Source organism: Nocardia otitidiscaviarum NBRC 14405 (genome assembly GCF_000308635.1).
Taxonomy (GTDB): Bacteria; Actinomycetota; Actinomycetes; order Mycobacteriales; family Mycobacteriaceae; genus Nocardia; species Nocardia otitidiscaviarum.
Map to the genome: position 1 here is coordinate 164,719 of NZ_BAGD01000019.1, position 12,720 is coordinate 177,438.

12 protein-coding genes, 1 tRNA gene and 1 pseudogene are annotated in these 12,720 nt (G+C 68.2%); 7 read left to right on the top strand and 7 right to left on the bottom strand.

Translation table 11 applies throughout. The annotated features are described in order from the left end of the window. Nucleotides 1–115: 115 nt before the first annotated feature. On the bottom strand, nt 116–1,459 hold the full coding sequence (locus ON31_RS00830) for an FHA domain-containing protein (RefSeq protein WP_039808185.1): 1,344 nt from the start codon (nt 1,457–1,459) through the stop codon (nt 116–118). Between the two features lie 278 nt (nt 1,460–1,737). Here ON31_RS00830 and ON31_RS00835 point away from each other — a divergent pair. Then, nucleotides 1,738–1,823, top strand: a tRNA-Leu gene (locus tag ON31_RS00835). Nucleotides 1,824–1,867: 44 nt separating this feature from the next. Here ON31_RS00835 and ON31_RS00840 read toward each other — a convergent pair. After that, nucleotides 1,868–2,884 carry a GlxA family transcriptional regulator gene (locus tag ON31_RS00840; protein WP_051036574.1) on the bottom strand — a complete coding sequence of 339 codons (1,017 nt, stop codon included), beginning with the start codon at nt 2,882–2,884 and terminating at the stop codon, nt 1,868–1,870. A gap of 158 nt (nt 2,885–3,042) precedes the next feature. On the opposite strand from ON31_RS00840, the pseudogene ON31_RS38465 reads away from it, so the two are divergent. The 4 genes and pseudogenes from ON31_RS38465 to ON31_RS00855 all read left to right on the top strand — a co-directional run. Next, nucleotides 3,043–3,465 (top strand): annotated as a pseudogene (locus ON31_RS38465) (NAD(P)-dependent oxidoreductase); the annotation flags it as partial. 39 nt (nt 3,466–3,504) lie between these two features. Beyond that, the gene (locus tag ON31_RS38470) at nt 3,505–3,891 is read left to right on the top strand and encodes an imine reductase family protein (RefSeq protein ID WP_370450452.1); all 387 of its coding nucleotides are present in this window, start codon (nt 3,505–3,507) and stop codon (nt 3,889–3,891) included. Beyond that, complete coding sequence (locus ON31_RS00850) at nt 3,888–4,385, top strand: pyridoxamine 5'-phosphate oxidase family protein (protein WP_039808187.1); 498 nt, start codon at nt 3,888–3,890, stop codon at nt 4,383–4,385. Before ON31_RS38470 ends, ON31_RS00850 begins: the two co-directional genes overlap by 4 nt. 132 nt (nt 4,386–4,517) lie before the next feature. After that, nucleotides 4,518–6,002, top strand: a complete 1,485-nt coding sequence (locus ON31_RS00855) for a hypothetical protein (protein ID WP_255221935.1) — start codon at nt 4,518–4,520, stop codon at nt 6,000–6,002. Nucleotides 6,003–6,601: 599 nt separating this feature from the next. On the opposite strand, the gene ON31_RS00860 is transcribed toward ON31_RS00855, so the two are convergent. The 4 genes from ON31_RS00860 to ON31_RS00875 form a co-directional block, all read right to left on the bottom strand. Then, nucleotides 6,602–7,645: a stage II sporulation protein M gene (locus ON31_RS00860; protein WP_051036576.1), complete on the bottom strand. Its 1,044-nt coding sequence runs from the start codon at nt 7,643–7,645 to the stop codon at nt 6,602–6,604. A 359-nt stretch (nt 7,646–8,004) separates the two neighbouring features. Continuing rightward, on the bottom strand, nt 8,005–8,373 hold the full coding sequence (locus ON31_RS37210) for a hypothetical protein (protein WP_029930520.1): 369 nt from the start codon (nt 8,371–8,373) through the stop codon (nt 8,005–8,007). Between the two features lie 318 nt (nt 8,374–8,691). Continuing rightward, complete coding sequence (locus ON31_RS00870) at nt 8,692–9,033, bottom strand: hypothetical protein (protein WP_147287019.1); 342 nt, start codon at nt 9,031–9,033, stop codon at nt 8,692–8,694. A gap of 5 nt (nt 9,034–9,038) precedes the next feature. Then, nucleotides 9,039–9,302 carry a hypothetical protein gene (locus tag ON31_RS00875; protein ID WP_039808197.1) on the bottom strand — a complete coding sequence of 88 codons (264 nt, stop codon included), beginning with the start codon at nt 9,300–9,302 and terminating at the stop codon, nt 9,039–9,041. Nucleotides 9,303–9,429: 127 nt separating this feature from the next. Between ON31_RS00875 and ON31_RS00880 the strand changes: the two genes are divergently transcribed. Next, nucleotides 9,430–10,590 carry a helix-turn-helix domain-containing protein gene (locus ON31_RS00880; RefSeq protein ID WP_039808200.1) on the top strand — a complete coding sequence of 387 codons (1,161 nt, stop codon included), beginning with the start codon at nt 9,430–9,432 and terminating at the stop codon, nt 10,588–10,590. 322 nt (nt 10,591–10,912) lie between these two features. Beyond that, entirely contained in the window at nt 10,913–11,725 is an 813-nt protein-coding gene (locus tag ON31_RS00885; protein WP_039808392.1) for an RDD family protein, read from the top strand. A gap of 46 nt (nt 11,726–11,771) precedes the next feature. On the opposite strand, the gene ON31_RS00890 is transcribed toward ON31_RS00885, so the two are convergent. Further along, nucleotides 11,772–12,638, bottom strand: coding sequence for an RCC1 domain-containing protein (locus tag ON31_RS00890; RefSeq protein ID WP_051036577.1), 867 nt, complete (start codon nt 12,636–12,638; stop codon nt 11,772–11,774). Nucleotides 12,639–12,720 lie beyond the last annotated feature (82 nt).

A 12,720-nucleotide genomic window follows, 5' to 3' on the forward strand; every position in this document is an offset into this window, starting at 1 on the left:
GGGTTTCGCCACCGCGTGAGTGTTGGCAGCATCATAGGGCCGTAGACCGGTTGCGATCACGATACGACCGAGGATTCTCGGGCCATATCGTGACCTGCACCGCGAGCTTACGGGATCAGACGATCCGGATCAGGATCTCGGAATGCCCGGCGCGGATGACATCCCCGTCGGCGAGCTGCCAATCCTGCACCGGCGAGCCGTTGACCAGCGTTCCATTGGTCGAACCGAGGTCGGAGAGCATGGCCGTCTGACCGTCCCAACGCACCTCGATATGGCGACGGGACACCCCGGTGTCGGGAAGCCGGAAGTGCGCGTCCTGGCCGCGGCCGATGATGTTGGATCCCTCACGCAACTGGTAGGTGCGACCGCTGCCGTCGTCGAGCTGGAGGGTGGCCGAGTAGCTGGAGCCGCCGTGCGGCGGGGCCGCCGGAGCCTGCCCGTAGCCCTGCTGGCCGTAGCCGGGCTGCTGCCCGTAGCCCTGCTGGCCGTACTGGTCGTCGGGCGCGTAGCCGCCCTGGTCGTAGCCGGGGTCCGCGTAGCCCTGCTGGCCGTAGCCCGGATCGGCGTAGCCGGGCTGCTGGCCGTACGCCTGGTCGTAGCCCTGCTGCTGGCCGTAGCCGCCCTGGTCGTAACCCTGCTGGCCGTACCCCTGGTCGTAGCCCTGCTGCTGGCCGTAGCCGCCCTGGTCGTAACCCTGCTGGTAGCCCTGCTGGTCGTAGCCGGGATCGGCGTAACCCTGCTGCTGGCCGTAGGCGGGGTCGGCGTAGCCCTGCTGGCCGTACGCCTGCTGGTCCGCGTAACCCTGCTGGCCGTAACCCTGCTGGCCGTAGCCGCCCTGGTCGTAACCGTTCTGGTAGTCGCCGTAACCCTGATCGGCGTAACCCTGCTGGCCGTAGCCCTGGTCGGCGTAGCCCTGCTGGCCGCCCGCCGGAGGGGGTGCGTACCCACCGCGGCGTGGATCGGACTCCGCGGCGTCACGGCTGGGGTCGTAGCCTGAGTTCTGCGTCATGGGGCCAGCTCCTGGTTGCGGGTGTTCGGGTCGTTGTGGTCGTTCAGATGCCGGTGGTGGGCCGGTCCGACGGCCCACGTCCGGGTCCACCCGGCCGCGGGTTCTGAACTGTCCGGTGTGCAGCGTAGGTGATGCCTCGAACGCCACGTGCACTTCGCCGTAGGTCTGCCACCCCTGCTCGCGGATGTAGTCCTGCAGATGTTTGGCGAACGCGCGGGTGGTCAGATCGTGGTCGGCCTCGAGTTGCCGCAGGTCCGACTCGTTGATGGTGATGGTGTAGCTGTTGGGTGCCAACAGGTGTCCACCGTCGAGTTCCTGGATGTGATCGGTGGCCTCGCGCTGGAGGGCCGACTCGACTTCCTGGGGCACGACGCTACCGCCGAACACGCGGGCGAAGACATCCCCGACAGCTCCCTGGAGGCGACGTTCGAACCGCGAAACGATACCCATCGCCCCTCCTCCCGGGTCATGACGCTCCCTCGAGAGCGAGCGTTTCTCGTGTCGTGGTCTGCAGACGCCGTGTCATGCACGGCGCGTCCGATACGGCGACACGCGAGAAGGGCGTGTCGCCGTAGGGACACGGTGATTGCATGATATCCACGATCGTCCACACCTGTAACTCTTGGCGAAAGCCCCTGGTTCCCGCCCGGTCCGCAATTGGGTGTACGGCCGGTCACCAGGCGATTTCGTTTTAGGGCATACCCCGTGATAACTTTTTCACGTCGCTCGGGCGAGTGGCGGAATGGCAGACGCGCTGGCTTCAGGTGCCAGTGTCCGCAAGGACGTGGGGGTTCAAGTCCCCCCTCGCCCACCAGTCGAAGGGCTCGATCCGGATTCCGGGTCGGGCCCTTCGCCGTTTCAGGCGACGTTCGTCTCGTCGGGGTTCGTCCCGAGGGGCTGGCAGGGGAAGGCGCGGCGGTAGCCGCCGGGGGAGACGCCGAGCCGCTCCACGAAGTGGTGCCGCAGATTGTTGGCGGTGCCGAAGCCGCTGCGTTCGGCGATCTTCTCCACCGGGAGATGGGTGGTTTCCAGCAGGGCGCGGGCGCGGGCCAGGCGCTGGTTCAGCAGCCACTGCAACGGCGTGGTGCCGGTCGTCTCCTGGAAGCGCCGGTAGAGGGTGCGGGGGCTGACGGCGGCGCGGCGGGCGAGGTCCTCGACGGTGAGCGGCCGGTCGAGCCGGGTGCGCGCCCAGTCCATGACCGGTGCGAGGGCGCGGTCGTCGGTCTCGGGCACCGATTCCTCGATGAACTGGGCCTGACCGCCCGGCCGGTGTGCGGGCACCACCATGCGCCGCGCCAGCTGATTCGCCACCCGGGAGCCGAGGTCGCGGCGCACCAGGTGCAGGCACAGGTCGAGGCCCGCGGTCATCCCGGCGCTGGTGAGTACATCGCCGTTGTCCACGTACAGCACCGAATCATCCACGCGCACTTCGGGATAGCGCTCGGCCAGCTGCGCGGTGTGCATCCAGTGCGCGGTGGCGCGGCGGCCGTCCAGCAGTCCGGCCTCGGCCAGAGCGAAGGCTCCGGTGCACAGCGAGACCATGCGGGTGCCAGCGGCGTGCGCGGTGCGCAGGGCGTCGATCAGATCGGGTGGCAGCGGCTTTCCTTCATCGACACAGTCGTCCGGCACCGATGGGACGATCACGGTGTCGGCACCCACCAGACCCTCGAGCCCGTAGGGGGTACGCAGTGTGAAGCCTGGTGAGCCGGGTTCGCTCCGATCACCAGTACCGCACAGCCGCAATTCATACCAGGTGGGGGACAGGTCCGGCTGGGGCTTTCCGAAAACTGTTGCCGGAATGCTCAATTCGTAGAGATCCCAGGTGGGCACCCCGATGTCGGCGGGAACGACCAGGGCTACGGAACCGACGCTCATACCCGTCAGCCTATGGCAGGAATTTGGTGATACCCGGCATCCGTGTCACTGGTCGGCTCCCGCATGGGCTGCGAATCTTGATCCCGGTCGGCCAAGAATCGTTGAAACCTCAAGGGAGACAAGAGATGAACACCACACCGTAGTCCGTCACGGTACTCGGCCTCGGCCAGATGGGCTCGGCGCTGGCCGCCGCGCTGCTCGATCGCGGCCACCGGGTCACCGTGTGGAACCGGTCGGCGCACAAGGCCCAGCCGCTGGTGGACCGGGGCGCGGTGCTCGCGGCCGATCCGCGTCGGGCGGTCGAGGCGAGCCCGCTGGTCCTCGTCTGCGTCTTCGACCAGGAGGCGATGCGGGAGCTGACCGATCCGATCGTGTCCGAACTCGCGGGCAAGGCGCTGGTCAACCTCACCTCGTGCGGTGCCGAGCAGGCCCGTGCGGCCGCCGAGTGGTTCGGTGAGCGCGGTGTCGACTATCTCGACGGCGGCATCATGACCACCCCGCCCGGCGTCGGCAGCTCCGAGGTCATGTTCCTCTACAGCGGTGCCGCCGCCGCGTTCGAACCGCACCGCGAGACCCTCGCCGCTCTCGGCGATCCGCTCTACCTCGGTACGGACGCGGGTATCGCCGCCCTCTACGACTCAGCGCTGCTGAATCTCATGTGGTCCACCATGACCGGCTGGCTGCACGGCGTCGCCCTGGTCGGCGCGGAACAGGTTGCGGCACAGGAGTTCACCCCCATCGCGATCCGCTGGCTCGCCACCGTGAACTCCTTCCTCACCCGCTACGCCGCCCAGGTGGACGCGGGCAGCTACCCAGGCGACGACGCCACCGTGGACGTGCAGATCGCGACCATCGACCATGTGCTGCACGAGGAGTCGGCGCGCGGCATCGACACCGCCCTGCCCGAACTGCTCAAGGCCACCATGCTGCGTGCCCGGGAATCCGGACACGGCTCGGACAGTTTCGCCAGCGTGATCGAAGTTCTCCGGAAGGGAGTCGCCTCATGAGCGCCAAGGTCGGCCGATTCGAGGACCTGGAGGGCGAATTCAACGCTTACGTCGGCTCCATCAACTACGCCACCATGGTGACGGTCGACGCCCGCAACCGCCCCCGCACCCGCGTCCTGATCCCGGTATGGGAGAAGGTCGACGGCGAACCCCTCGGCTGGCTCGCCACCTACCGCACCCCGGTCAAGGAGAAGCACCTGGCGGCCAACCCACACACCAGCTTCTCCTACTGGAAACCCGGCAACAACTCCGTGGCGGTCGAGGCGACAGCCGAAGGCGTCGACGACATCACCCTCAAAACCCACGTCTGGAACCTGTACCGCCGCACCAGCCCCCGCGGCGCCGGCTACCACCTCGGCCAGTTCTGGCACGGCCCTGACGATCCCAAGCTGCGCGTACTGCGCCTCACCCCGTGGCGCATCCAGGTGATCCGCGGCACCGACCTGCGCAGCCGCATCTGGCAGCCGCCCGCCCGGGCGGAGTTGGCGTCGTAAGTCCAGACCCGGTCCCACTGGCCGGGGCCGGAGTGGCGTATTGCCCGAGGACCCGGTAGCGGTCGGGCAGTATCGGCGGCTGTGTCAGCACGGAAAATCGGACGGTCGGCATTGGGGCTGCTGACGGTCGGCATGTTGGGGACTATCGCGGCGGGGCCGGGGGCGGCTGCGCCCGGGTGGGGGCCGTTGGCGGAGCCGAATCCATATCTGGGGCCGGTGGGCACGGCGACCATGCACGGGGATGCGGGGTCCTCGGATGTGGTGCCGTATCCCGGGCCGGGGACCGGTGCGCGGGGGATCGGGGTGTATCCGCTGGGGGCGGCCTGTCCGACGCTGTTGCAGGGGTCCGACGGGTTGGTGGTGGCCCTGTGTACCGGCGTGGTCGACCGTGCGCCGGTGGTGCATCTGATCGATCCGGCGGATTCGGGGCTGCTCGGTACCGGGTCCGGGGGTCCGGCCACCGGATCGGCGGGGCTCGCCAGTGGGTCCGGCAGCGGTTCGGCGAGCGGGTCCGCCAGTGGGTCGGCGGGGGTGCTCACCGGGTCGCTGGCGCAGCTGAAGTTGAACAAGGGTGGGCTGCTCGGGGGCGTGTATGCCTATCTCGACAATGACGACCGGCTCGTGGTGGTGGACGGCACCCGGAAGCTGCTGCGCATCGCCCATGAGCGCACGGGGGCGGGATGGGAACTGCGCGTGGTCGATTCGGTGGATCTCACGGCGGCCATTCCGGATGGTGACAGCGTCACCGGGCTGGTGCCGGACTGGTCGGGCACGGTCTGGTTCGCCACCGCGCGCGGCATTGTCGGCACGGTGACGCTCGGTGGGGCCGTCGCCACGCTCGGGCTGCCCGCGGGGGAGCAGGTGGCCAACAGCATCTCGGCCGCGCCGAGCGGGCGGGTGGCGGTGGCGACCACGCACGCGCTCTACGAATTCGACGCCGACGCCGCCGGGCGGCCGGTGCAGCTGTGGCGCGCGGCCTACGACCGGGGTCCGGCGCGCAAGCCGGGGCAGTTGTCCTGGGGGACCGGGTCCACGCCCACCTACTTCGGGCCGAGTACGGGGGCCGACTATCTGACGATTGTCGACAATGCGGCCGACCGGGTGAACCTGCTGGTGTTCCGTTCCGGCAGCGGTGAACTCGTGTGCACCCGGCCGGTGTTGACGCGCGGTGGCGCGGGTAGTGAGAACTCGCCCGTTGGGATCGGGGCGTCGGTGTTCGTTGCCTCTACCTACGGCTATCCGTATCCAGCGGTGCCGGAGGGCGCGGGTCCGGCCGAACCGGCGTCGGCCCCCTTCGTCGGCGGTATGACGCGGGTCGATGTGGACGGCGGCGGGTGCCGCACGGTGTGGGAGAACACGGTGCGCAGTTCGGCCGTACCGCATCTGTCGGCCGGTGACGGACTGCTCTACACGGTGGGTCGGGTGGGCTTGCCGGTCACGACGCCGCTGGACGGCTACGCGTTCACGGTGGTGGATCCGCACACCGGGGAGGTGGTGAGTGAGCGCGGGCTGCCGTCCACACTGCTCGCCGATCCCTTGCAGACCTCGCCGCTGCTGATGCCTTCCGGCGATGTGCTGCAAGGCACCACGACGGGCATCGTCCGAATCGCGGGCTGAGGAAAACCGCAGGTCGCGGTGAGATGTGACGAAGATCGCAGTGCCGCTCGGCGGCCCCCGGTCGGGGCGTTGCCGGGCGGCGGCGGATGGGTGCCCGGCGGGTCGGCGGGAACGAAATTCGATTGCCGCCGGACGGCGCTCGGGGTACCCGACACCTTTTCGGTGACTTTTGCTAGACGCATGTACGGGCTTAGCTCAGTTAAACAAACTTGGAGTTTGTTTCGAATCTGGCGAACGGTAGGCAATAGCCTTCTGCTCTCGGAAAACGCCAGATGAACACGGGTTGACCGACCTGGATGCGAGTTTTGACCGAAACGGAGGCAAACGTTCAGGCGAGGTTCACACCAAGCGGTCCTTAGGGTCGCTCGGCGGTGGCGCGGAAGTAGCCACGAAATGATCACGGTCATCGTTACCTAGCCTCGAAAATGGGGAAGCTGGAAATTTGCGATCTTCCCGGATTACCCTCCCGCAGTGTCCGATTCGCCTGGTCGGCTTATACGCCCGCGGTCCGTGTCGAGGGTTGCGTCGGCATAACGATTGTGTAGAGTTGTCGGCAACGCTGGCCGCAGCTGAGCTGGACTCGCTGCGGCCAGTGGAAATCAATTTCCGACCGCCGCCACCGAGGTCGAAGCACCTTTCACCGCAGCCGGTTCCGGTCCGATCCCCGTCGAGTAGCTCGACATGTGCTCGCCTTCCTCCGCCAACGCCGCCCGGCGACCCACGCCGAACACATAGCCGAGGAAGATCAACTCCGCCAGCAGGCCGACCCCGATGCGCAGCGGATCGGGCAGCTGACTCGGTGTCACGAAACCCTCGATGAGGCCCGAGACGAACAGCACCACCGCCAGTCCGACGGCGATCACGGCGGTGGCCCGGCCCTGGTGCGCGAGCGCCTGCACCCGGCTGCGCCGCCCCGGATCGACCAGCGTCCACCCCAGCTTCAGCCCCGCCCCGCCCGCCACGAAAATGGCGGTGAGCTCCAACATTCCGTGCGGGAGGATGAACGTGAAGAACGACTCCAGCCGCCCCGCGTGCCCCATCAGCCCGGCGGTGATGCCCAGATTCACCGCGTTCATGACGAGTACGTAGACCGCGGGCAGCATGAGGAAGCCGGTGAACAGCGCCAGCGCCGCCACCCACGCGTTATTGGTCCACACCTGGGCGGCGAACGCGTCGTTCGGATGCTCGGAGTAGTAGGACTCGAACGCCCCGCCCGGCCCGGTCAGCTCCGGCGAATTCTCGGGCAGCCCGAGAGTCCGCCGCGCATGCGACGATTCGGCCACCCACCAGGCCAGCGCCGTAGACCCGAGCAGGAAGGCCGCCGCGACTCCCACCCACCAGCCCCACGCCCGATACACCGCCAGGGGAAACCGGTGCGTGAAGAAGTAACCGATCTCCTTCCCGATCTCGGTGCGCGCACTCAACACCCGCCCCCGCGCCCGGGTCAGCATCGCCGACAACCCGGCGATCAACTCCGCATCGGCCCCCTGCGTCTGCAACGCCGCCAACTGCTGCGAAGTGACCCGATACAGCCGCACCAACTCATCGGTCTCCGCCCCCGACAGCCGCTTGCGCCGGGTCGCGAGCTGATCGAGCCGCTCCCAGGACTGCCTGTGCACATAGGTGTACGCGTCCAGATCCATCCACTGCCCTCCTGCCGCACGGCTGAGGAAAGACTATCGGCCGTCACCGACGCACCCCGCCCGACGCGGCGGCCAGCACCGGCTGGCTACGCTGATGAGTCTCGACGGTGAGTATCGGCGAACTCCAGAGTTGATACCCGGGCTAGAACCCCGTAGGCATCGGCGACTCTGACGTCGTCGGCGAGCAGGTTCGGCGGCATGGGGGATGTCTGAACGCACGCTCATGCCGAATATCGCGCCCCCCGGCGGTCGCTACCGATCGACGCTGCCTCGGAATCGGGCGGCTCGAGACGGCCCGGCGGCGGGCGAACCCAATCCGTTGAGATCTGCGGCATGTCCGGCGGGAGAGCGCAACGGCATCAGTCGTCGTCGGGTTTGGCAATGTAGAACGGTGCGTACGAGCCGCTATGCCACGTGGCATCGGGCCAGCCTCGGTGCACTCGAGTGATGATGACCGAGTTTTGCTCGGGGCCGCCGGACAGAGACGCGTGCAGATCGCTGACGATGTCGTCGAGGTCCTCTGCTAGCGCCGGTGTTTCCCGCGTGGCCGCCACGTGGATCACTATCGCACCGGGGCGCGGTTCGACGGCCATGCCGACGATTTCACTGCTGATGAGGCCCAGCGCTGCCCGGCTGGCCTGGACGAGCAAGTAGTTAGTGCGGAGCAGCGTGTCTATCTCGTCCGGCCTCAGATCTGGGTTGTAGTACTGCGAACCAGGATGCCCCATTTGGCCACGATATCTGGGCTGATCGACTCGCCCAACTCTTAGGAACAGTCGTAATTGAGCATCCGCTATTGCCGCATACCGTGCGTGACGACCGACCCCGCCACAGCATGATGTCAAGCCGAACCGTGACGTCAGCTCTCACCCGATGCGGCATCCGGGCAGTCCCGGATTCACCGATCAACGGCATCATGATTCGCCGAAGGAGCCACGTGGCGCGTTCCCGGATTGGCGATCAATTCGGACCTGCGACCACTGCATGCCGATGCTCTGAGATGAGCGGCGGTGCGAAATCGGCTGTCGTACCGCGACGTACCCCGATCAATAGGTGCGTCCCGAGTCCGGTGTGATCCGGCCCGCCTCCACCAGCGTCCGCCACGCCGCGGTCTTGCGCGGACACTCACCGACCCGACACGACCGGTGCCGCTGCATGGTTCGCTGGGCCTCGAGTTCCCCCATGGGTCGGTCCGGCGCATCATGCGGGTACCCGACCGGCCACACGGCCGCGTCCATCTCGATCCGCTCCTCCCGCAGCCGTTGCCGTATCTCGGCCACGCTGCGCCCGTCCGGCGTATGGCGCGGGCACAACCACGCCACCGCGTACGGGGCCGCGGCCAGCAGGATTGCGGCAGCGACACCGATCGCGAACACCCACCACGACATGGTGATCACCGAATCTCGGTGTCCACGACCCACAGTGGATCGATGTCGATCGGCGCGAACGTCACGGCGGCAAGTGCGGCCCTCACATCGGGGTGAAGGTCGGCGGGGTCTATTTCCCAACCGTCATCACCGACCAGCGACCATGAGCCGTCGATGCGCTGGAGGTAGCGGAAGCCGTCGCCCGACGGCACCGCCCTGTCGTCCTCGTCGAATCGCCCGTGCAGTTCCACCGGCCCGCCCCAATCCGTGTCGAAGTGGTGCGCACCCACCGCCAGGGAGCGGTTACGGGATCGACCTGGCGGCGGGGCTGCCACTGAGCTTCGCTGCCCGCAAGGAGGCGGAGGGACAGTGAAGGGACAGGGAGACATGGGGCTATCGCGGGTTTACGCTCGGAACATGGGCGAACATGTGGGGCATCGGATCGCCGCGGAACGCAAGATCGCCGGGCTGAGCCAGCGGGCGCTCGCCACCCGCGCCGCGTACAGCCTGAGCATGGTCAAGGCGGTCGAGCAGGGACGTGAACCGGCATCGCCGGGGTTCATCTCAGCGGTCGCGCGTGCCCTGCGGATCACACCGGAACACCTGACCGGCGCTCCGTACGACGACGGAAAACCGTTGTCGGACGCGGTGAATGCGCTGTCGGTGCTGCTCACCGAGGGGCGCTACGCTCGCGCTGCCGAGCCTGGCCCGCTGTCTCGGATCGAGGCCGATCTCGAAGCGGCCCAACAGCTCTACCGCAGTGACCGGACGCGCCAGACGATCGAGGTGCTGCCGGATATCATCCGGCGGTTGCACGGGGCGGTACGTGACCTTTCCGGCGATGAGCAGTCGCACGCGTACACCCTGCTCACCTCCGCCTACGTACTCGCCGAATGGTCCGCCCGCCGCACCGGTCATCTGATGCTGGCGCTTCCCGCGCTGGACCTGGCCGACGGCTACGCCCCCTTCGCCGACGATCCGAACTACGGTGCGTTCTCCGCGTTGGCCCGCGCCCGGGTGCTGACCCATTACGGCGAGTCCGAAGTGGCCGGGCAACTCATCGACTCCGCCATCGAGTCCGCTGACAGCAGCCGCGCCGGGCTGGTATTGGCCGGGTACTCCCATCTGGCCGGGGCGATCAACGAGGCGCGCAAGCTCAATCATCCCGGCGCGGTCGATCACGTTCGGGCCGCACGGGAGATGGCGGCCCGGACCGGCGAAACCGATCTGTACATGACGGCGTTCGGTCCGCTGAACGTGGAGATCCACGCACACGCCATCGAACTCGAGTCGGGCGATCCGAACCGCGCGGCGGTGGAAGGGGCGCAGCTGACCTATACGGCCGACGCACCGCCGACCCGAATCGGTCATCACTGGCACGACAACGCCCGCGCCTGGCTGCTCAGCGGCAAGCCCGACCGAGCATTGGCCGCCTTGAACAAGGCCCGGGCGGCAGCGCCACAGCAGACCCGTCTGCACCCGTCGGTGCGCGAAACCGTGCACGGAATCGCAGCCGCCCAGCGGCGGCAGACCGACAGCTTGCTCGGGTTCGCTTCCTGGCTCGGCGCGGTGCTGTAGCGGCTCGGCCGCGCGGGAGCCGATTTCGGTTCTGCGCACAAGGCCGGGTACCTCGCCAGGCACATCCGAGACCGACTCGGCAGGGCTGAGTGCCCCCGCCCACTCTCGACACCTGGGGCCTCAACGACTGATCTCACGATGTCGGCGACATGGCCGATGAATACTGACGTCGACGTGTTGGGGCAGGCGCTGCGGCAGCGTCCATCAGGGCTGAACGCGCACCGGGGGAACGGTGCACTCGCCCAGCGGACCGGGCGCGGTGGCGTGACACGGCGCGCGCGTGTTGCCTCACCGCGTGTACGTGGGAAGAATGCGAGTCACCATGGCCCTATTCACCACCGGCGAGGCTGTCGCCGTCGAACTGCCGGTCGCGCGGCTGCCCGCGCGGGCGGTGGCGTTTCTGATCGACCTGGTGGTGCAGTTGGTGGGTGGGCTGCTGCTGATCTTCGTGGCGGAGATGGTGTTGGCCGGGCTGAACGCGGATTCGGCGTGGGAGGACGCGGCGCTCATCGTGATCGTCGTGGGGGTGCTCATCGGGTATCCGGTGGCGTGCGAGACGTTGACGCGCGGGCGGACCGTGGGCAAGTTGGCGCTCGGGCTGCGGGTGGTGCGGGCCGACGGTGGACCCGTCGATTTTCGGCATGCGCTGACCCGGGGGTTGGGCGGCATCGTGGACTTCTGGATTCTCGGTACCGGACTGATCGCGATTCTGGTGTCGCTGTGTTCGCCGCAGGCCCGGCGGGTCGGCGACATTTTGGCGGGCACGGTGGTCGTGCACGGGCAGACCCGGATTCCCTATGTGGGACTCGCGGTGCCGCCGCCCTGGCTGCTGGCCTGGTCGCGGCAGCTCGACGTGTCCGGGCTGTCCGACGAATCGGCTCGTGCGGTGCGCCAGTACCTGCTGCGCTTTCCCGGCCTGACACCTCCGGCGCAACAGCAGCTCGGCGCGGCGCTGCTGCACGCGGTCTGCGCGGAGCTGGCCATGCCCGTGCCCGTGGGCCATCCGCCCATGCACATCCTGGGTGCCATCCTGGCCGAACGCCAGCGTCGGGCACTGCCCGCGCCGCCCGCCGCACCGGCTGTGCCGTTCCAGCCGGAAACGCAGTGGTCGCGGCCGGTCGCGACGCACGTCTGAGATACGACGACAGCTGACAGCGGGCGGCAACCTCGCCGACCGACCATCAGATCCGGAGTCGCCACCCCGACGTATCGCATTGACCGCTGTCATTATCGCCCACTGCGAGAATGGTTCCGTCGCCGCGCAGCCCGAGGGTGTGCGTCGACCCGGCGGCGACCGCTACGACATCGCGCCAAGACCCCACATCGCACTGTCCGCGGCTGTTGTCTCCGGCGGCGAATACCCGGCCGTGGGTATCGACCGCGACGGTGTGACAGCTGCCCGCGGATACTCCGACCACGTCGTGCCAGCCGGATACCTCCGTGACGCCATGCGACGCGGCCCCGGTGGCGAGCACCCGCCCGGCCGCGGTGACGGCCACGGTGTGCAGATAGCCTGCCGCGACGGCACGCACGTCGCGCCAGTCGGCGACCTCGCACTGTCGCCTTCGGTTGTTACCCACCGCCGTGACCGTGCCGTCCGCGCGCAGGCCGACCGAATGCCAATCCCCGGCGGCCACGGCGACGATCTCGCGCCAGGCGTCGACGTCGCACGCCCCCTCGGTTCCTCTTCCCGCCGCCCGGACCGTGCCGTCCGCGAGAACTGCCAGGGTGCGTCGCCAACCAGCGGCGATGCCGACCACACCGGTCCAGGCGTCGACGTCGCACTGGCCGTCCCCGTTCCAGCCGACCGCGACGACGGTGCCGTCAGCGTGCAGGCCCACGGTGTGCGACCGGCCCGTGTTCGAGAAGGTGTGTACGTTTCCAGCGGCCACGGCCACGATGTCGCGCCAGGTATCGGTGCGGCACTCCGGTGCCCGGGGCCGTCCCGCCGTCGATACCGATCCATCCGTGCGGACGCCGACCGAATGACGACGTCCTGCGGCGATCACCGCTCGACCGCGTGACGCAGCCGCTGCGCTCCTCGACATACCTTGTCATCGTAATGTTGAAGAGACGGTGGAAGGTTGACCTCGAATCGAGCGGGATCTTGCGACCAAACCCTCAAAGGAG